The 20,331-nt window shown below is 54.6% G+C and carries 20 protein-coding genes; 14 read left to right on the top strand and 6 right to left on the bottom strand.

Annotated elements, in window-relative coordinates:
* Position 1: 1 nt before the first annotated feature.
* Together EQM14_RS13230 and EQM14_RS13225 are read right to left on the bottom strand one after the other, a co-directional pair.
* On the bottom strand, positions 2 to 313 hold the full coding sequence (locus EQM14_RS13230; protein ID WP_128743655.1) for a YbjQ family protein: 312 nt from the start codon (positions 311 to 313) through the stop codon (positions 2 to 4).
* Positions 294 to 521 (bottom strand): hypothetical protein, encoded by a 228-nt coding sequence (locus tag EQM14_RS13225; RefSeq protein ID WP_128743654.1) that lies wholly within the window; start codon positions 519 to 521, stop codon positions 294 to 296. Before EQM14_RS13225 ends, EQM14_RS13230 begins: the two co-directional genes overlap by 20 nt.
* Positions 522 to 1,167: 646 nt before the next feature.
* Here EQM14_RS13225 and EQM14_RS13220 point away from each other — a divergent pair.
* A complete protein-coding gene (locus tag EQM14_RS13220) occupies positions 1,168 to 1,842 on the top strand; it encodes a hypothetical protein (protein WP_128743653.1) in 675 nt (224 codons plus the stop codon).
* A gap of 54 nt (positions 1,843 to 1,896) precedes the next feature.
* Here the strand turns inward: EQM14_RS13220 and amrS are convergent, their stop codons facing one another.
* Together amrS and amrA are read right to left on the bottom strand one after the other, a co-directional pair.
* A complete protein-coding gene (gene amrS / locus EQM14_RS13215; RefSeq protein ID WP_128743652.1) occupies positions 1,897 to 2,727 on the bottom strand; it encodes an AmmeMemoRadiSam system radical SAM enzyme in 831 nt (276 codons plus the stop codon).
* A complete protein-coding gene (amrA, locus tag EQM14_RS13210) occupies positions 2,724 to 4,109 on the bottom strand; it encodes an AmmeMemoRadiSam system protein A (protein WP_128743651.1) in 1,386 nt (461 codons plus the stop codon). Before amrA ends, amrS begins: the two co-directional genes overlap by 4 nt.
* Before the next feature lie 333 nt (positions 4,110 to 4,442).
* Between amrA and EQM14_RS13205 the strand changes: the two genes are divergently transcribed.
* The 12 genes from EQM14_RS13205 (at position 4,443) to EQM14_RS13150 (ending at position 16,083) form a co-directional block, all read left to right on the top strand.
* Positions 4,443 to 4,751: a hypothetical protein gene (locus EQM14_RS13205; protein ID WP_128743650.1), complete on the top strand. Its 309-nt coding sequence runs from the start codon at positions 4,443 to 4,445 to the stop codon at positions 4,749 to 4,751.
* 43 nt (positions 4,752 to 4,794) lie between these two features.
* Positions 4,795 to 6,816 carry a V-type ATP synthase subunit I gene (locus EQM14_RS13200; RefSeq protein ID WP_243112829.1) on the top strand — a complete coding sequence of 674 codons (2,022 nt, stop codon included), beginning with the start codon at positions 4,795 to 4,797 and terminating at the stop codon, positions 6,814 to 6,816.
* Positions 6,813 to 7,307, top strand: a complete 495-nt coding sequence (locus tag EQM14_RS13195) for a V-type ATP synthase subunit K (protein ID WP_128743648.1) — start codon at positions 6,813 to 6,815, stop codon at positions 7,305 to 7,307. Before EQM14_RS13200 ends, EQM14_RS13195 begins: the two co-directional genes overlap by 4 nt.
* Positions 7,308 to 7,326: 19 nt before the next feature.
* Entirely contained in the window at positions 7,327 to 7,926 is a 600-nt protein-coding gene (locus EQM14_RS13190; protein WP_128743647.1) for a V-type ATP synthase subunit E, read from the top strand.
* A 2-nt stretch (positions 7,927 to 7,928) separates the two neighbouring features.
* Entirely contained in the window at positions 7,929 to 8,900 is a 972-nt protein-coding gene (locus EQM14_RS13185; RefSeq protein WP_128743646.1) for a V-type ATPase subunit, read from the top strand.
* A complete protein-coding gene (locus EQM14_RS13180; RefSeq protein ID WP_128743645.1) occupies positions 8,893 to 9,228 on the top strand; it encodes a V-type ATP synthase subunit F in 336 nt (111 codons plus the stop codon). Before EQM14_RS13185 ends, EQM14_RS13180 begins: the two co-directional genes overlap by 8 nt.
* Before the next feature lie 8 nt (positions 9,229 to 9,236).
* On the top strand, positions 9,237 to 11,009 hold the full coding sequence (locus EQM14_RS13175) for a V-type ATP synthase subunit A (protein WP_128743644.1): 1,773 nt from the start codon (positions 9,237 to 9,239) through the stop codon (positions 11,007 to 11,009).
* Entirely contained in the window at positions 11,009 to 12,379 is a 1,371-nt protein-coding gene (locus EQM14_RS13170; protein WP_128743643.1) for a V-type ATP synthase subunit B, read from the top strand. Before EQM14_RS13175 ends, EQM14_RS13170 begins: the two co-directional genes overlap by 1 nt.
* 18 nt (positions 12,380 to 12,397) lie before the next feature.
* Positions 12,398 to 13,075 (top strand): V-type ATP synthase subunit D, encoded by a 678-nt coding sequence (locus tag EQM14_RS13165; protein WP_128743642.1) that lies wholly within the window; start codon positions 12,398 to 12,400, stop codon positions 13,073 to 13,075.
* 287 nt (positions 13,076 to 13,362) lie between these two features.
* Positions 13,363 to 13,581, top strand: coding sequence for a hypothetical protein (locus EQM14_RS13160; protein ID WP_128743641.1), 219 nt, complete (start codon positions 13,363 to 13,365; stop codon positions 13,579 to 13,581).
* Positions 13,582 to 14,103: 522 nt separating this feature from the next.
* Entirely contained in the window at positions 14,104 to 14,958 is an 855-nt protein-coding gene (locus EQM14_RS13155; protein WP_128743640.1) for a fumarylacetoacetate hydrolase family protein, read from the top strand.
* Positions 14,959 to 15,108: 150 nt separating this feature from the next.
* Positions 15,109 to 16,083: an alpha/beta hydrolase gene (locus tag EQM14_RS13150; protein ID WP_128743639.1), complete on the top strand. Its 975-nt coding sequence runs from the start codon at positions 15,109 to 15,111 to the stop codon at positions 16,081 to 16,083.
* A gap of 8 nt (positions 16,084 to 16,091) precedes the next feature.
* On the opposite strand, the gene EQM14_RS13145 is transcribed toward EQM14_RS13150, so the two are convergent.
* On the bottom strand, positions 16,092 to 16,511 hold the full coding sequence (locus tag EQM14_RS13145) for an Rrf2 family transcriptional regulator (RefSeq protein WP_128743638.1): 420 nt from the start codon (positions 16,509 to 16,511) through the stop codon (positions 16,092 to 16,094).
* Between the two features lie 564 nt (positions 16,512 to 17,075).
* Here EQM14_RS13145 and EQM14_RS13140 point away from each other — a divergent pair.
* Positions 17,076 to 17,885 carry an alpha/beta fold hydrolase gene (locus tag EQM14_RS13140; RefSeq protein ID WP_128743637.1) on the top strand — a complete coding sequence of 270 codons (810 nt, stop codon included), beginning with the start codon at positions 17,076 to 17,078 and terminating at the stop codon, positions 17,883 to 17,885.
* Between the two features lie 266 nt (positions 17,886 to 18,151).
* Here EQM14_RS13140 and EQM14_RS13135 read toward each other — a convergent pair whose 3' ends face one another.
* Complete coding sequence (locus EQM14_RS13135; RefSeq protein WP_128743636.1) at positions 18,152 to 20,089, bottom strand: PrpR N-terminal domain-containing protein; 1,938 nt, start codon at positions 20,087 to 20,089, stop codon at positions 18,152 to 18,154.
* Positions 20,090 to 20,331: the final 242 nt, after the last annotated feature.

Genomic DNA, 20,331 nt, shown 5'->3' with positions numbered 1-20,331 from the left:
GTTACTTGAATTTCACAGCCGTGCCGTAAGCCATGACTTCCGCCGCACCCTGCATGACGGAGGACGAGGCGTAACGGATGTTCACGACCGCGTCCGCTCCCATGGATTCGGCCTCTTCCGCCATCCGTTTGGTGGCAAGCGCACGGGCGCCGTTCATCATATCGGTATAGGATTTCAGTTCTCCGCCGACAATGGATTTGAAACCCTGGGTGATGTCCCTCCCGATGTTTTTGGACTGGATGGTGCTTCCTTTCACCAGGCCGAGCATTTCAAGCTCTTTGCCCGTTATATAGTCAGTATTGACCAAGATCATCTTCTTCACCGCTCCTTATCTCTCTGATTCGTTCGATCAGGACGAAAACGGCAACGCCGATCAACGCCGCCGGAATCAGTCCCGCAATAATTTTTATATGCAGTGGAAGACCTGGCGACAGAGCGACAGCCAGCAGCCATAGGAGAAATACGGCCGCCGCAAGGACAGTGATCACGATCGGAGCAATCATCTTTTTCCAGTGCTGCATGAGATCCACCTTTTTTCCGGCCCGCAAAGCAGGCGCCTGTCTTCCGGATGTATTGTATTCCGATTCCCGCTTTATTATAACATGAACCGCGGAGCCGCATAAAACGCAATCAGGCCGCAATCATGGTTCAATGTTCTCTCAGGCGTCGGAAGCTCTGCTTCCGCTTACGCCGTGAGGTTATTATAACATGAACCGCAGAGCCGCATAGAAACGCGACCGGGCCGCAATCATGGTCCAATGTTCTCTCAGGCGTCGGAAGCTCTGCTTCCGCTTACGCCGTGAGGTTATTATAACATGAACCGCGGAGCCGCATAAAACGCAATCAGGCCGCAATCATGGTTCAATGTTCTCTCAGGCGTCGGAAGCTCTGCTTCCGCTTACGCCGTGAGGTTATTATAACATGAACCGCAGAGCCGCATAGAAACGCGACCGGGCCGCAATCATGGTTCAATGTTCTCTCAGGCGTCGGAAGCTCTGCTTCCGCTTACGCCGTGAGGTTATTATAACAATAGTGCGGGAACTTTGCAAGCCTGTTCGCCGCAATGCGATTCCTTACAGATTTGTCTTATCTGTTGAATTCAGGCGAAAAATAAGGTATAGTGAAAGGGCGGATCGTTCCGGAAACATTTAACAGGAGGAATCATCTATGAAAAAAACAGGTTGGCTTCTGATTATTGTTCTTGTCGTGATTATTTGTGGGGGCGTCCTTCTGTTCACCAACGGAAAGCTTCCCGTGGGAAGCCCGTCGTCGTCCGGCACCGGTTCGGAAAGCTCCTCCGCCGTGCCGTCTTCCGCCGTGTCTTCCGCAGTTCCGTCTTCTGCGTCGTCGGGGAGCGTCTCCAGCCTGACCGACGATCAGATCAAGGAGAAGATTGAGTCGGCTGTTCCGCTCGACTGGAAGAAATACACGCTGAAAGAGGAGAAGGACAAGCCGGTTGCCCTGAACGGCGTGACTTACCGCACTTATTCCGCCTGGGATGAAGATTACACCGAAGGCCCGCTGCTTCTTTACAGCCCGAAGGACGGGAACGTGTACACCTATACCTACAACGACAAAGCGCCCACTCCCGCATCGGAGGACCCTGCGTTTGACAAAACGGAGCATACCGTCGTCGGCGTCGTCAAAGACGCCGCGATGATGAGCGTCCTGATTCATACGACGGACGGACACGACCTGACCGTCCGCAGGCTCGGCGTGACTCTCGTGAATCTGGACAACGGCTTCAAGGTTGGTCAGAATGTGAAAGTTACCTATACGGGCGTTTACAAGGACGACGACGCCCAGAGGATGTTCGTCACAAAGATCGAAGGGGTTCAATAATCAGCCGTAAGAAAAACATGACCGCCGCGGATGATCTCTTCCGCGGCGGATTTTTTATATGTTGCCCTCGTAAACATATTTGAGGTTTTTGCGCGCGGTTTCGGCGAGAGAATCAATGGTACCGACCGGAGTCGGAAAGCTGTCCTCCATTTTGTATCTGGGGAAGAATCGTGTGACATGCAGCGGAATTTCAGGGTCCACTTCCGCCAGCCAGCCGGACAGGCGTTCCATCTCCTCCGGGGAATCGTTCTCTCCGGGCACGATCAGCGTCGTCACTTCCACATGGCAGACTTCCGCCGCGAGGGAAATCGTGCGCTTGACCTCCTCCAGCCCTCCCGAAATCTTCCGGTAAAATTCCGGAGAAAAGCTTTTGAGGTCTATATTCATCGCGTCAACCAGGGGCAAAAGCCGTTTAAGCGGTTCCAGGCTGACGTACCCGTTAGTGACCACGACGTTCTTCAGGCCGTTTTTCCGGTTCAGCCGGGAACAGTCCATTACGTATTCCGGGCAGATCAACGGCTCGTTGTAGGTGAAGGCAAGGCCGATATTTCCCTGTGCTTTCAGCTCCAGCGCCTGGTCGGTCAGCAGCTGGGGAAAGAGGAACTCCGTTCTGTCGTCGTCCCATTTCACCATGGAGATGTCGTGGTTCTGACAAAAGGGGCAGCGCAGATTACACCCGTAGCTGCCGACGGAGAGGATCCGGCTGCCGGGAAAAAAACGGCGCAGCGGTTTCTTTTCCACCGGATCCAGCGCGATGGCCGTCACCCTGCCGTAGCTGTCGGCGGCGATTTTGCCGCCCCGGTTCGACCTAGCGCCGCAGAAGCCGGTCCGTCCTTCCTCAAGGGCGCAGGCGTGGGGACAAACCCCGCACACAACTTTGCTCATGTGTGCCGCACCACCTCGAACCGCTCCATTGTATAGGATTCGTTTTCGCCGATCCCGGCCTTGCGCAGTGCGATGGAAACCTGCTCCTGCGGCGTGCTTACGCCGGGCAGGTCCGGCAGCAGCAGTCCGCACCGCTCTCCGCTGCGGACGATGACTCCGTAGCGGGCGGGGTCGAGACCGCCGGGAAAAGCGGCGGGCTCCGCCTCTCCAAGGACGTCTACGCTGTAAACCAGCTTCGGCAGTTCCTCTTCGCCGACCGGCTCAAACCGGGGATCGCGCAATCCGGCGCTGACCGCGTTGCAAATAATTTCTTCCGCGACGCAGCTCTGTGTTGCCTGAATGGTTCCGATGCAGCCGCGAAGGCGGCCGTCCTTTTTCAGCGAGACGAACACGCCGGCCCGGCGGTTTGCAAGATCGGGCGGCAGTCCCTCCGGGAGGGGGAGGCGTTTGCCTTCGATGATCCGGTTTTCCAGCGACATCCGGGCAAGCCGGACATACTCGTCCTCGCCTTTCCGCTTTCCGAGAAGAGCTTCCTTTTTCCGCTGCTCCGCGTTTTCCCCGAATCTGCGGCTTTCGTCGGGACCCTGGGGAGTATACCCGCAGACGGCGTAGCCGACGCCGAACGGGCCTTCATAGGACAAAAATTCCGGTTTCACGGCAGTTCCGTCGAAAACCCCGGCCAGAATCTGAAACGAAGGCAGGCCGCATTCCGCCGCCGCTTCGCAGAACTCCTCGTCAAACGTCAGAAAGCGCAGGAAGTCTCCGGCCTTCATTGCCTCCGTCGCTTCGCGGTCAAACCTCGGCCCCTCTTCCGCGAAGCCGTACGGCCCGTCTTCCTTCAGCTTGTGGGAGAGGTCGCCGCTCGCGATCAGAACGACCCTGCGGCCAAGCTGCTCCGCTGCCCGCGCGATGCACTGGCCGAACCGGTAGTGCGCGGAGGCGCCCAGGCCGGAGATCGAGCACCTGACCAGTCGAAAATCGCGGTAAGCCCGAGTGATAAAAGTAAGGGGGACCAGTGCTCCGTGGTCGACCGGCCGGCGTTTATCCCCGAACGTTCCTGCGGGCAGCCCGCGCCGGCCCGCTTCGTCCGAAAGAGCGGAAACGAATTGGGTATCGCAGGAAAATTCCAGCGGCGGGTCTGCGGACCCGAATTCAGAAAAATCGCCTTTGGCCGCTGCGCCCGGCGCAATGTGGAGATAGTCGGCGTATGCCACGGCGTGAGGAGACAGAACCACCAGCGTTTCGGGTTTCATCCGGGCAATCTCCGCCGCCGCGCGCTGATATGCGTCGGAGGTTTTCTGAATTCTGCGCTCTTCGCCTTTTCCGACTGACGGAATGATAATCGGAGGATGAGGCATGATGAATGCTCCAATCACAGCCATGAAAATCACAATCCTTTCCTTTTCCTAATCCTTATTTCCTTATAGTATAGGGATCATTGCAAAATTATAATCCTGATATGAAAAATAGAAGGCGCATAGGCGTTTAATTTTAAGAGAAACGATATCAGTCCGTTCCGGATTTTATTATTATGCTCCGGAATTTTTATTCTCCGGATTTTCAGTCGTGTTGCATAAAAAAAACCGGGAAAACCAGGAAAAAGATTTGATTATTTTTTGACTTAGATGTAGAATAAAAAACTGGATACAGATATTATTAAAAATAAATAGCAAAAAATAACGGCAGTCATTTGCCGGTTGGTTCGAGGTGAAAAAATGGCAACGGAAATCGTAGATGCGATCAAGAAAACGGAGTCCGACGCTCAGAAAGCCGAAGAGCAGGCAGCCGAACAGTGCGATGTCATTTTACAGGATGCGCGAAGGGAAGCCGCGGAGGCGGCCGGCGCGATGCTGGAAAAAGCAAAACGGGAGGCCAGGGCGCTTCTCGACGAAGCGGACAGCAGGGGCGGCGAGATGAAAATGGACGTGCAGTCCAAAATTGCTTCCCAAGTCGAATCGATGCGCCAAACGGCGCTGCGCCGGCAGGACGAGGCGGTCCGGCTTGTTTTGTCCGAACTGATCTGACGCCTGCGGGTGCCGGACGCAAGGAGGGAATATCCAATTGGCAGTGATACAAATGAAGCGTGTGGTGATCTGCGCGCTCAGAAAAAACCGCAAGCAGCTTCTCGAAGATCTGCAGCGCCGCGGCGTTGTCGAGGTCGGCGACACCGGCTTGGAAGATGGAGTCTTCCATAAAAGCGATCTGTCGGACTCGCGGACAGCTTTCGAAAAGAACGTTGCGGCGGCAAGGCGCGCGCTGGAGATCCTGAACCGCGCCGTTCCCCAGAACCAGTCCATGCTGGCCGCGCTGGAGGGGAAAGAGCAGCTGACCGCGCAGCAGTACGAGGAGTTCGCACAGCGGCACGACGAAACGGTGCGCGTTGCCGCACGGCTGGAGGAACTGGAGAAAAATCTTGCGGAAAGCCGCGCGGAGATCGTCCGCACGGAGCTGGAGCGGGAAGCGCTGTCCCCCTGGATGGAGCTTGACGTTCCGCTGAGTTTCGCGGGGACAAAGAAGACCGCGGCATTGATCGGTTCTCTGCCCGGCGCCCTGACCCGGGAGGAACTGAGTGTAAATCTGGCCAAGGCGGCGCCGGAAGCCGGGCCCTTCGCTGCGGAGGTTGTCGGCTCCTTAAAGGACCAGACCTGCGTTTTCTTTCTCTGCGAAAAGAAGGACGGGGAGGCTTACGCCGCGGCGCTGAACGCGCTGGGCTTTGCAAGGCCGGCCGTCCAGCCGGAAAGGACGCCGGCGAGGGAAACCGAAGCGCTGAAAGCGGAGGAAGAGGAGTGCAGGAAGTCCATAGAGCGCGACGAATCCGAGGTCAAGAGCTATGCGGAATGCCGCGGCGACCTGAAACTGCTGGAAGATTACGATACCATGCGCTCGGAAAAATACGAGGTGATCGGGCGTCTGGCACAGTCGAAGCGCACTTTCCTTCTGACCGGTTATGTTCCGGCGAAAAAGGCTTCGGGCCTGGAAGCGGCGCTTTCCAAAAGATTCGACCTGGCGATCGAGTTTTCCGACCCGGACGAAAAGGACGACGCTCCCGTCCTTTTAAAAAACAACGCGTTTGCAACCCCGGTGGAGGATGTCGTCGAGTCATTCAGCCTGCCGGGCAAGGGAGAAATCGATCCGACTGCGCTGATGGCTCCGTTTTATTACTTTCTGTACGGCATGATGCTGGGCGATGCGGCTTATGGAATCATCATGACCCTCGTCACATTCATTCTCATGAAAAAGTATCCGCATATGAAGCTGTCCATGCATCACATGATGAACATGTTTTTCTACTGCGGCCTTTCCACGACCTTCTGGGGCGTGATGTTCGGCAGCTATTTCGGGGACGTGGTCGACGTGGTGGGAAAGACCTTCTTTCACGCGAATGTGACCATACCGGCCGTCTGGTTCGCACCGCTGAACCAGCCGATGCGCCTGTTGGTTTTCTGCCTGCTGGTGGGTATTATCCACCTCTTTGCCGGGCTGGGCGCCAACCTGTATCAGGCGCTGCACACGGGACGGTATCTGGACGCGCTGTATGATGTGGTCTTTTGGTATCTGCTGGTCGGCGGGCTCATTGTGCTCCTGCTTTCCACGAGCATGATGCACGACATGTTCAGCCTTACCTTCACGGTTTCGGCAGCCGCCGCGAAGGTCGCGACAGTCGCCGCGGCCGTGGGGGCGGTCGGCATTATCCTGACGGGCGGACGCGAATCGCGCAGTCCGGTCAAGCGGATCATGAAGGGGCTGTACGCCCTGTACAACGTGACGGGGTATCTGAGCGACGTGCTTTCCTACTCCCGCCTGCTGGCCCTGGGGCTTGCAACCGGGGTCATCGCCAGCGTGGTCAACAAGATGGCGAGCATGTCCGGCGGCGGCGTCGTGGGCGCGATTGTCTTCATCCTGATATTCATCGTGGGGCATACGATGAACATCATGATCAATATGCTGGGCGCGTACGTTCATACGAACCGACTCCAGTACGTGGAGTTTTTCGGCAAGTTTTATTCGGGCGGCGGGCGGAAGTTCACCCCATTTTCCGCAAGCGCTCATACTAAATATTATCAATTCAAGGAGGAAAATGAATCATGAACTTTTTTAACAGTCTTGGGCTTCCCCTTGCGCTTTTGGGCGCGGCGCTCGCAGCGCTTCTCCCCGGAATGGGCTCGGCACACGGAGTCGGCAAAACCGGCCAGGCGGCGGCGGGCGTCGTCACGGAGGATCCGTCCATGTTCGGCAAGGTGCTCGTCCTTCAGCTCCTTCCCGGCACACAGGGCATTTACGGCCTGCTGATCGCGTTTATCGCTCTTTCCCAGACCGGCATCCTCGGCGGCGGAGCGGGGGCCATGTCCGGCGCGAAAGGGCTGCTGTATTTTGCGGCCTGCATGCCGATGGCGCTGGTCGGCTATTTTTCCGCCATTCACCAGGGCAATGCCGCAATCGCCAGCATCGGGCTCGTTTCCAAACGCCCGGACCAGTTCGGCAAAGCCATGATTTTCCCCGCAATGGTTGAAACATACGCGATTCTTGCCCTTCTGGTTTCCATTCTTGCGATTTTCGGCGTCGGCGGACTGAACGTTTAACAGTTAGGAGAACTTGTCAATGACAGGGTTAGATAAAATCATACAGGATATCACGTCCGAATCGGACTCGGCGGTGAACGCGATGCTGGAAAAAGCGCGCGCACAGGCGGAAGAGATCCGCAGCCAGGCCGGGAAGGATGCGGCCGAGCAGTGCGCCGCCGTCGGCAGGCGCGCCGAAGAAGAGGCGGCCATGATCCGGGAGAGGGCCGAGTCTGCGGCCGCCCTGCAGATTCGCAAGGCGGTTCTGGGCGCAAAGCAACAGCTGATTGCGGATATCATTGAAAAGGCAAAGCAGTCTCTGTATGCCCTGCCCGACGACGAATATTTTAAGCTTATTCTGAAGATGGCGGTGAAAAACGCGCTGCCCCGCGAGGGGGAGATCCTCTTTTCCCCCGCTGACCTGAAGAGGCTTCCCGCCGGTTTTGAAGCGGCTCTGAACGCCGCCGTCAAAGGGCAGGGCGCGTCGCTCAGGGTTTCCGGGCAGGCGAGGAATATTGACGGCGGTTTTGTGCTGTCCTATGGCGGAATCGAGGAAAACTGCTCGTTTTCGGCTCTGTTTGACGCCCGCCGCGACGAGCTGCAGGACAAGGTGAACCAGCTCGTGTTTGCGGGGGGTTGAAAATGGCCGAAAAACAGGATTATGTATATGCAGTTGCCCGCATCCGCTCGAAGGAGCTGTCGCTTTTCGGCGCTCAGACGCTGGAACAGCTGATGGCCTGCAAAAATTACGAGGATTGCCTGCATGTCCTTTCCGAAAAAGGGTGGGATGTTTCTTCCGGCAATGCCGGGGAGATTTTGTCCGCGGAGCGCGAAAAGACATGGAAGCTGATTCGGGAGCTGATCGGTGAGGATCTGTCGGCGTTTGACGTCTTCCTTTACGCAAACGATTACCACAATCTGAAAGCGGCGGTGAAGGAAGTCTGCATGGACTCGAAGACGCCGAACATCTATTTCGAAAGCGGAACGATCGATCCCAGCCTGATTCTGAAGGCGGTCCGGGACCAGGACTTCACGCAGCTGCCTGAGCAGATGCGCGGCGCCGCTCAGGAGGCGTGCAGGGTGCTTCTGCAAAACCACGACGGCCAGATGTGCGATGTCGTCATCGACCGGGCCGCCCTGGAAGCGGTGCTGAATGCCGGCATGGCATCCGACAATGAAGTGCTGCAGAAATACGCGGAGCTGACGGTCGCGTCCGCCGATATCCGGATCGCCGTCCGTTCGGCGCGCACGGGCAAGCCGCTGGAATTCCTTGAACACGCCCTTGCTCCCTGCTCCACGCTTGATGTAAAAAAGCTGGCCCGCGCGGCGGCGTCCGGCGTGGATGCCGTTCTGGAGTATCTGGCCATGACGCCCTACGCGGGAGCCGTGCCCGCCGTGCGGAAATCGGTCTCTTCGTTTGAACGCTGGTGTGATGATCTGCTGATGGAGCAGATCCGCCCGCAGAAATACAACCCGTTTACCATCGCGCCGGTCGCTGCATACCTTCTGGCGCGGGAAAATGAAATAAAAACGGTCAGGATCATATTGTCCGGCAAGCTGAACCGGCTTTCGGATGAGTCCGTCCGGGAAAGGCTGAGGGAGACGTATGTATAAAACCGCCGTACTCGGCGACCGCGACAGCATTTACGGATTTGCCTCGCTGGGGCTGGACGTATGTCCCGTTCGGGATCTTGCCGAAGCCTCCGGGGAACTGAGACGCCTTGCGGAGGAGGACTACGCCGTGATTTATGTGACGGAGGCGGTGTTCGAGGGCCTTTCGTCGGAAATCAGCCGGTATGAGTCCCAGCAGCTTCCGGCCATCATTCCGATTCCGGGCGTTTCCGGGAATACGGGGATCGGAATGCGGAACGTGAAGAAAACGGTGGAGCAGGCGGTCGGCTCCGATATTATTTTCAACAGCGATAACGAAAGAAGCAGGTGAGAAGGAAAATGAGCAAAGGCACGATCAAAAAGGTTGCCGGACCTCTGGTCATCGCCGACGGAATGCGCGACGCGAATATGTTCGACGTGGTGCGTGTCAGCGAGCAGCGCCTGATTGGTGAAATCATAGAGATCCACGGGGACCAGGCTTCCGTTCAGGTCTATGAGGAGACCTCCGGCCTGAAGCCGGGCGAACCGGTGGAATCCACCGGCGCGCCGCTGAGCGTGGAACTGGGCCCCGGACTGATCAGCAGCATTTACGACGGAATCCAGCGCCCGCTGGAGGAAATCATGAAAATGACCGGCAATAACCTTCAGCGCGGGGTCGAGATTCCCGCCCTAAAACGCGATGTAAAATGGCATTTTGTCCCGAAGGTATCCGCTGGGGATCAGGTCACCGGCGGCGATATTCTGGGAACCGTGCAGGAAACGGAGATCGTCGAGCACCGGGTTCTCGTGCCGAACGGGACCACGGGAACGGTTTCGTCGATTGCCGAGGGAGATTATACGGTCGAGGAGATCGTGGCAAAGATTCGGACGGAGGACGGCGCGGAACGGGAAATCTCCCTGATGCAGAAATGGCCCGTCCGGATCGGCCGCCCGTATCAGACAAAGCTTTCGCCCGACATGCCGCTCATCACCGGGCAGAGGATCATCGATACGATGTTCCCGATCGCGCGCGGCGGCACGGCGGCGGTCCCGGGACCGTTCGGAAGCGGCAAGACCGTCGTGCAGCATCAGCTCGCCAAGTGGGCGGACGCGGACATTGTCGTCTACATCGGCTGCGGTGAGCGCGGCAATGAAATGACCGACGTTCTGAACGAGTTCCCCGAACTGAAGGACCCGAAATCCGGCTATTCCCTGATGAAACGGACCGTGCTGATCGCCAACACCTCCGACATGCCGGTGGCCGCGCGGGAAGCCTCCATTTACACGGGAATCACCATTGCGGAATACTTCAGAGACATGGGCTATTCCGTCGCTTTGATGGCCGACTCCACATCCCGCTGGGCGGAAGCCCTTCGCGAGATGTCCGGCCGTCTGGAGGAAATGCCCGGTGAAGAAGGCTACCCGGCTTACCTGGGAAGCCGTCTGGCTCAGTTCTATGAGCGCGCCGGGCGCGTCAAGACCATCGGAAAAGAAGACCGCGAAGGCTCACTGTCGGTCATCGGAGCCGTTTCCCCTCCGGGCGGCGATATTTCCGAGCCGGTATCCCAGGCGACGCTGCGCATCGTCAAGGTGTTCTGGAGTTTGGATTCCGCGCTGGCTTACGCCCGTCATTTCCCCGCCATCAACTGGCTGACCAGTTATTCGCTGTACGCCGATTCCCTGGGCAAATGGTTCAATGAAAATGTGCATCCGGACTGGATGGAGCTGCGCGCAAGAATTCTCCGCCTGCTGCACGACGAAAGCGAGCTGGATGAAATCGTCAAGCTGGTCGGCATGGACGCCCTTTCCGCCCCGGACCGCCTCAAGCTGGAAGCCGCGCGGAGCGTCCGCGAGGATTTCCTGCAGCAGAACGCCTTTAACGAAGTCGACATGTTCACGCCGCTGGAAAAGCAGTACCTGACGATGAAGCTGGTTCTGCGGTTCTACGACGACACGGTGGCGGCTTTGCAGAAGGGCGCGCCGGTCAACGGCCTTGTCAGCCTGCCGGTCCGCGAGAGGATTGGGCGCTTCAAGTATATTGCGGCGGACAAAGTCGCTGCGGAATTCGATGAAATCACGACGGAGCTCGGAAAAGAAATTGAAGACCTGCTCAGCCGAAAGGAGGACTTCTGATGCCAAAGGAATACAAGACCATTCAGGAGGTTGCGGGTCCTCTGATGCTGGTCCGCGGCGTGGAAGACGTCGCCTACAACGAACTGGGAGAAATCGAGCTGGCGAGCGGTGAAAAGCGCCGCTGCAAGGTGCTGGAAATCGACGGCGGCAACGCGCTGGTTCAGCTGTTTGAAAGCAGCACCGGCATCAACCTCGACAACAGCAAGGTCCGCTTTCTCGGCCGCAGCATGGAACTCGGCGTTTCGGAGGATATGCTCAGCCGCATTTTCGATGGCCTTGGACACCCGATCGACGGCGGTCCGGAAATTCTGCCGGAAAAACGGCTTGATATCAACGGCCTGCCGATGAACCCGGCGGCGCGGAACTACCCGCAGGAATTTATTCAGACCGGCGTTTCCGCTATTGACGGACTGAACACGCTGGTCCGCGGGCAAAAGCTTCCGATCTTTTCCGCCAGCGGCCTGCCGCACGCGAATCTCGCGGCGCAGATCGCGAAACAGGCGAAGGTGATCGGGACGGAAGAACCGTTCGCCGTGGTGTTCGCCGCCATCGGCATCACCTACGAAGAGTCCAACTACTTTATCGAGAGCTTCCGCGAGACCGGCGCCATCGACCGGACCGTCGTGTTCGTCAATCTGGCGAACGACCCGGCCGTCGAGCGGATCGCGACGCCGCGCATGGCGCTGACCGCCGCCGAATATCTCGCGTTTGAAAAGAACATGCATGTGCTGGTCATCCTGACGGATATCACGAACTATGCCGACGCGCTGCGCGAGATCTCCGCGGCGCGCAAGGAAGTTCCCGGACGCCGCGGATATCCGGGCTACATGTACACGGACCTCGCGTCCCTGTACGAGCGCGCGGGCCGGCAGAAGGGGAAGAGCGGCAGCATTACGCTGATCCCGATCCTCTCCATGCCGGAGGACGACAAGACCCACCCGATCCCGGACCTGACCGGATATATCACGGAGGGTCAGATCATTTTAAGCCGCGAGCTTTACCGCAAGGGTATCGCGCCGCCGATCGACGTTCTGCCGTCGCTTTCCCGCCTGAAGGATAAGGGCATCGGCAAAGGCAAGACGCGCGCCGACCACGCGGATACGATGAACCAGCTTTTTGCGGCCTATGCGCGCGGCAAAGACGCCAAGGAACTGATGGTGGTTCTCGGCGAGGCGGCGCTGACGGATATTGACAAGCTGTATGCGAAATTTTCCGACGAATTTGAAAAGCAGTATGTTTCCCAGGGTTATGACAGCAACCGCGGCATTGAAGAAACGCTGGACCTTGGCTGGAAGCTGCTTTCCATTCTGCCGCGCGGCGAGCTGAAACGAATCAAGGATGAATTCCTCGACCAGTATTATGGCAAGTGATAGGAAGGGGGCTACGGGATGGCCGCCACACATGTGAATCCGACCCGCATGGAGCTGACACGGCTGAAGAAAAAGCTGGTCACCGCGATGCGCGGGCATAAACTTTTAAAAGACAAACGCGACGAACTGATGCGGCAGTACCTGGATCTGGTCCGCCTGAACCGTTCCCTGCGAGAGAAGGTTGAGGGGGGGATCCGCTCCGCAAACCAGAATTTTGTTCTGGCCCGCGCGGGAATGCCCGACGAGGAAGTGAACGTTGCCCTGATGGCTCCCAAGCAGGAGGTCTCGCTGGAGGTCTCGCAGCGCAACGTCATGAGCGTGGAGGTTCCGGTTTTCAAATATCAGACCCGGACGTCCGATCCGAACGACATTTACTCCTACGGCTTTGCGTTTACCTCCGGCGATCTGGACGACGCGGTCAAGTCGCTGGCGGACCTGCTTCCGGATATGCTGAAGCTCGCGGAGGTCGAAAAATCCTGCCGCATGATGGCTGCCGAGATAGAAAAGACCCGCCGCCGCGTGAACGCGCTGGAACACATCATGATTCCGGACCTGCAGGAGAATATCAAATATATCACGATGAAGCTCGATGAGAACGAGCGCTCCACGCAGATCCGACTGATGAAGGTCAAGGACATGATGCTTGAAGAGGCCCACCACTACAAAGAGAGGGCCGAAGAGGCTTTCGCGGGATAGAGCCCGGCAAAACAGGTGATTTTGACCACCTTTTTACCAGGAATAGAATAGCACGAAGCGAGAAAGGGCGGTACTGACCGGGAGAAACCGGAGGGTGCCGCCTTATGTTTTGGGTGTCTAGGCTTATTTGTAGAAATTGGAAATGGGGGCAGGAGTATTGGTTGATTTATCGAGTTATGAGAAGTATAATAAAAATGCTTTGAAGCTTCCGATTGCAGTTTGATTCAGATGCCAAAACATCCGGAATTTGTTTATTTATAAGTATTATCCAGTCAGGGGGAGCTATTATGAAAATTACAAAGGATACGATGGTGGAAGATGTTTACAGAGTTCCCGGAATTCTGGAGTATTGCCTACAAAATCGCGTAACGGTTTTCACTTGTTCGGGAGCGTACCCCCGAAGCTTTGGGGAATTGCTTGCTATTAAAAAAGTGGAGAATCCGGAAGCGTTCCTTGACGGTCTGAATGCTTATCTTGAGAAGCGAGCGGAGAATGATACGAAATGACCTGCTTTTTACCAGGAATAGAATAGCACGAAACGAAAAAAGGCGGTACTGACCGGGAGAAACCGCCTTTTCTTGCTGTTCGGGCATGCGGGATAGGTACCAAGCGACATTTATGAAAATTGGAAGAAACAGTAACGAATCGGTTGATCTATGAGCTTGAAAGAAGTATCATTGCAATAATGAAACATATAGAAGAGGATTGGTTATTCTGGAATGGCTTGGGGGGATCAACAGGTTAGATGGTCCCAATTGGAGAATCCGGTCCTGAAAGAAGCGCTATTGTTAAGCATTTAACGGGGAACCCGTCCGATATACAATACGTTTTCCAGTAATGGAGCCGCCGAAAAAGCAAAAGACGGGGACAGAAGCATGCGAAATATTCCATTTGTTGAATTGAACCACTGAGGCGATATGATATACTGAAAAACAAAACGCTAGGCCTTGTTTGATAGACAAGTTCCTTGATTTTTCAAACGAGACCTAAGCAAATCAGTGAAAAATGATGAAAAGGGAGAAATCAGCATGAAACTGGCGCAAATTTCTCTGAATGGGAAAAAACGGCTTGGGATCCTGACGAAAAATGGTTTGATCGATGCTGCGGCCTCGCCGGGCGGCAATGCTTTGCGGACAATGGAAGATGTAATTCTGGGTGGAGAAGTGGCATTGAAAAACCTCAGGCTTTTTGCCGAATCGGGAACGCAGCCGATTTTGGAAAACGACATTTGCTACCTGCCCTGTGTGACAAGTCCTGAAAAGATTCTTTGCGTCGGGTTGAACTATGTGAGCCACACTTCAGAAACAAAGTCGGAGATACCGAAATATCCGGTTCTCTTCAATAAGTATAACAATGCGCTTGCGGCCCACCATGATGTCATCAGGCTTCCCTCGGCTGCGGAGAAATTCGATTACGAAGCGGAACTGGTCGTTGTCATCGGCCGGGAAACGCGCGACGTTACAAAAGAGGAAGCTCTTTCCTGCGTGTTCGGCTACGCGCCGGGAAACGACCTTTCCGCGCGGGACCTTCAGTCCCGGACTCCACAATGGATGCTCGGCAAAACCTGCGACGGATTCGCTCCTGTCGGTCCATTCATCACGACCGCAGACGAAATCAACCCCCAGTCTCTGAAAATTGAATGCCGCGTCAACGGCGAACTGCGGCAGTCCGCCAACACACGCGACATGATCTTTGACTGCGCGACCGTCATCAGCTATGTTTCCCGGTTCATGACCCTGAAGCCCGGAGATATCCTCTTTACCGGAACACCCGCCGGCGTTATTTTGGGAATGCCGAAAGAAAAACAGCAATGGCTGAAGCCCGGCGACGAAGTCCGGGTCACCATTGAAAAACTGGGCAGTCTGACGAATGTCATGGGTTGATTCCTCCATTAATTTAGAAGAACCTCTGCGGTCAAAGCCGATTGACATCGCTTGTCTATTACAGAAAAGCGGCCTTTCCTGAAAAAACGGCTGACAGGGTTTAAATCCGGAACCCAGATTCGCAGGGAAAACGGTAAAGAAGGCATGTAGATGGGTGAATCCTATTTGGATCAGCATATTGACCCGGAATTCGTTCACATTTTAACACAGCCGCCGGCCTATCTTGGCGCATGGAGCAGCGCGAATATCATAAAAAAAATCGGAAGAGATATCATTTATCCTCCGATTCCCGTTCCTCCGGACCCGGAAGTTTCGGTATCTGAACGGCTTATTCCGGGTCCGGAAGGCGCGCCGCCGATTCAGATCCGCCTTTACGGACCAAAAATAAGGACCGGGAACCTCCCCGGCCTTTTGTATTTTCATTACGGCGGCTACACAATAGGAAGCCCTGAGCATGAAGACGCCATGTGTTATCGATATGTGAAAGATGTCGGCTGCGTCATCGTATCGCCCGCGTACAGGCTGGCGCCGGAAAACCCGGCTCCGGCCGCTTATGAGGATTGTTACGCTGCGCTTTTATGGCTTTCTTCAAACGCAGAAGAAATCGGCGTGGACCCGTCGCGAATTGCTGTTACAGGACTGAGTTCCGGCGGTGGCCTGACGGTTGCGGTATGCCTGATGGCGAGAGACCGCGGTGGCCCGATGCCTGTCTTTCAGATGCCGATCGCCCCAACCATAGATGATCGCCTGAGAACCAAGTCGAGTACCGAATTCAGGGACCCGAGAGCCCTGAATTACGATTCGGTCAGAAAAATATGGAACTTTTACCTTGGAAAAGGGCACGAGAACAGGGACGACGTTTCTCCCTACGCGGCGCCGGCGCGGGAAATTGATCTGCACGGTTTGCCCCCATGCTACTGCTATGTGGGGGATCTGGACCCGCACCGGGACGAAACGATCGCTTTTGTGACAAGGCTCTCTCAGGCGGGTGTCCCGACCGGTTTCACGCTTTATCCGGGCGGCATTCACGCGTTTCAGCTTGAACTTCCCGAAGCCAGAATCAGCAGACACGCAATCGGCACGTCAGTCTGGTCGCTGAAGCATGTGTTTTACCCCGGCGCGTAAAAACGCGGTCATTCGTCTTCTCCGTCCTCGAGAAGGTCTTCCATCGTAAATTCATTCAGCACGCTTTGAAACGCTTTTTCGCCCTTTGTAACGATCAGCGAAATATAATACTCGGGGCCAGTCGACGGCACTGAATAATAAGGAGTCGGTGTCGTCGTGACCAGCGCCTGATAAACATCAAGCACCTTGATTTGACCAGCCGGCTTGCCGAGTGAGTATCCCCCGTATCGTCCGGGGTATGATACGATAAGATGGCTTTTCGCCAGGCGGATCATGATTTTCTTGAGATAGGTATTTTCGCACCCGAGCTTTTCCGCAAGCTGAGAACTGGTCATCATGCCGTTCGACCTCGCGATCAGCACCATCGCACGAAGAGCAACATGGAACCATTTAGGCCCCAGATCTCCCGCCAAAACTACCAACTGCACGTTGTTGCCTCCATTATACTCTCTCGTATCAAAACAAATCTGTTAAAGCTGCTTGACAAATCCCACAGAATGGATTATATTAATGGTGAAAATAATAGCACTATTAATAAGACCGCGCCGGGGCGGATTCGAAGGGATTGAGAAAAGCGGCTGTTTCAAAGCTGTATAATACACCATTCTCAATTATACAATAAAATTACTTTTATTGTAAAGCAAAATTGGGAAAAATGCAGTTTCGGCTATTTCTCTCCTGTCTGAGAAAATGTTATAGAATCCGTTGCAGTAAAAGGTGCATGTTTTTGCACCGATATTTCTTCGGCTGCTGCTTGGATCCCTGTAAAAAGCAAGGCGTTAACGTCTAATTGCAAACCGGGCTGTTGTGGACAGCCGTAGCCTGTTGCGCTATAAATGGTGCAATTTTATTCACCGATAAATGCGCACAGCTTGCAGTCCACCATTCGCACAGGGGGCTGAATTCGTGCTGACGGAATTTAGGAGGTGGTGTAAACCGCCGTGAATTGGTCCCCGGCTTAATAAACGATAAAATTAAAGGGGAGAATTGAAATGGACAGCATAATGTCAAAGTATTTTACCGTTAGCGACGGAACGAAACTGCACTATCTGGAAGCGGGTTCCGGCAAGCCGCTTGTCATGATCCACGGCTGGGCGCAGTCCTCGGAAGCGTTCAGGTACAATATCCCGGAGCTGGCGAAGGATTTCAGGGTGATTGCGGTGGATCAGCGCGGCCACGGCGAGTCGGAAAAGCCGGATCATGGCTACCGCCTTTCCCGTCTTTCAAAGGATATCCATGATATGCTGGTCGGTCTGAATCTGAAGGACGTCAATATCCTGGGATGGTCGATGGGCTGCTCCGTCATATGGAGTTACTGGGACACCTTCGGCTCAGAGCGGCTGTCGAAAATGATCCTCGTCGATGAGCCCGCATGGCTGCTCAAATGTAAGGAGAATGAGATCGGGCTTTGGACCTATGAGGAATTGCTTGCGAACTGCAAGGCGATCCGTGAGGATAAAGCGGCGTATTCAAAGGCACTGATCGAAGGCCTTCTCACAAAGCAGGTCCCCGAAAAAGACAAAAACGCCCTCATAGCCGAGAACATAAAGATGCCGGCTGATTATACAGCCACTCTTGCCTTTACTCATTGGCTTGGCGACTGGAGGGATGTGCTTCCCACGATTACCATTCCGGCGCTGATTATCGGGGGCAAAAAGAGCTTTATAGACTGGAGAGCGCAGGTGTGGAACCAGGAACACATTCCAAACTCCAAACTTGAGCTTTTCGAAGAACGCGGACATCTTCTGTTTTTTGAAGAACCTGAGCGTTTTAACTCCATTGTCAAAGAATTTATCGGCTGAGCTCCACTAATCCCGGGGACTTTGTCAAAACAGCCCGCAGCAGTCATTGACGGTTTTTGCGGTAAACTTTTTCATCCATTGTTATAAAAGGACCTCCTTTTGCATTTTTGTGCGGTCGGCGCTGCCCGCACTGTTTTAGCAAAAGGAGGTCCTTCCTTTTTCGATTAAGCTGCCGTCTGACCGTCCCGCACGCACGGCCGGTGATTGTTGAGGCGAAACCGCACGCTTCCCGAGTTGTTCCCAGTAATGCCATACTGTTGTTCCTTCTACTTCTGCCAGTCTTGAGTCATTTGGTATTTTTTCATTTTACGCCATAAAGTCGTGGTGCTGATTTTAAGCTCGGCGGCGGCAAGCTTGCGGTTTCCCTTGTATTTTTGCAGGGCGCCGTAAATCAGTTTGTACATGGGGTCCTCAAGTTTGTCAAGGAATTCCGCGTTTTTGAGTTTTTCAGAAGCCATGTCCTCATAGATGTTCAGGTCGTTATGGTAAAGCTCATTCAGGAGGGAAAGCACGTATTCTTCCGTGATGCTTCGGCTTTGCGCGGTAAGAATCATCCGCTCGCAAAAAGTCTGCAGTTGAATGCTGTTTCCTTCCCAGGGATATTCCAGGAGCAGTTTCCTGGCCTGGCCGGTCAGCACGTGAAACCGGGAGTACTGCTGCATATATTGCCTGGTGTAGGTGCTGAGCAGGAAGGCCACGTCTTCCGGCCTGTCTTTCAGCTCCGGGATCCTGAGGCAGAGCGACTTTAAAGTGAAGTACAAATCGGAGCGAAACAGGTACTTTTTTCTAAGTTCGGTCAGGTCCTTTGCGGTGCAGGCGATAATGCGCGTGTCAAAAATCGTGAAGTCTGACGGCCGTTTGCCGGTGGAGATCCTTTTGGAGCGGATCGCTCTGGTCAGTTTGTATTGGATGGGAAGGCTGAGCTTGTCGATGCTTTGAATGACAAGCGTGCCGTGATCCGCATCCAAAAGGGCGCCGCCGTCCTGGGACCCCGGCGTGCCGAACAGCGCGGCGGACTGCTGATCTTCCGTCATGCCGGCCATGTTGATCATGAGGAATGGGCCGTTTCTCCTCATGCTGTAATTATGGATTCCCTGAGCGATCACATCCAGTTCGGGGCCGGAAAGCGACTCGATCAGCATCGGGCTGGAAGACAGGGCGTACAGCTTCGCGGTTTCCACGATCTTATAAAGCCCTTTCATTTTTTTACTGATGTCGTCGAATGTGGCGTGCGCGACATAACCGCTGAGATACTGCTTCTCCAGCTGATTTTTGTTTGCGGCATTAATACGGTGCAAGCGGTTGAAGGAAAGGATGCCTCCCTCGATCGCCTGATCGACAATGATCGGCTCCATGATCAAAACCAGCTCCTGGTTTCGGAAAGTGAGAAGCGTGGAATAGTTTTCGGTTTCTCCGTTTAAAACCTCAAGAATCTTTTCCTGGTTGATCTCCTTGAAAATGCGGTTGATCGGAAGCCCAATCAGCTTGTCCGAACCAATGCCGATAATTTCCTCCATCATGCGGTTCAAAATCAGGATCTTGCCGTTGCTGCTCAGTTTGATGATGCCGTTGGAAGAACTGTCCAGCACGGTGGAAAACTGAGCGTAGTTGCGCTCCTCGATTTTTGCCATATGGTAAAGAGACTCGGCATTTTTTATGGCGACCCGCAGAGATTCCCCGGTTCCCGAGAGGTAGAGACTGGGAATATCGATCGCCTCGGCGTATTCCATAACGGATTTGCCGCCGATGATAATGTCAATCCCGTCATTTACCGAGTTCCGGATTACATTGCGCCATTCTTCCTCTTCGTGCAGCGGATAACGCCTCAAAGTCACGTCATACAGCTGTTCAAAATAGGTGGTATCGCAGAACATTTCCCCCCATCCGAACAGTCCGATGCAAATCCGGCGCTTATTGATGCCGATGATATTCTTGGCCTTCAGAATCAGAAGGCCAAGTTCCTGAGCCGTTAATACGATGTCCGCAACGGTGACATTCGTATTCTTTTTTATGATCTCCGCCTGACGGCCCCTCGCAATGATGATAGTGACTCCCTCGGATATGGCTTTCTGGGCCTCCACGAGGATGTCTTCCGTCTGGCTCCTTTTAAAGATAGAAATATGGCTGTCTTTCGCTGTTTTCAGAAAATCCTCCGCCTGATGGCAGGTCTCATCGTCCGGAGCAAACAGAGCGATCCCCGACATAATTTCCTCCCATTCCTAAAAGAGACGTCAAAATAATATTTTTCTGTACGATTATACCATAAACCCAAAGAATTTTGTAAAAAAAAATTTAGGAGAAGGCATCGGATCCATTTCATGTTGAAATAAAACTGAAATGCAAAAAAGCCGATTGAAATGTTTTTCATTCATACTGAAATCCAAAGTTGTACTGCATAAAAACGAAAGGCCTTTTTGGTCAGGAAAAGAATTGATCCTTCCCGCGG

Source organism: Caproiciproducens sp. NJN-50 (genome assembly GCF_004103755.1).
GTDB lineage: Bacteria > Bacillota > Clostridia > Oscillospirales > Acutalibacteraceae > Caproicibacter.
This window is presented reverse-complemented; position numbering and strand designations above follow the sequence as displayed.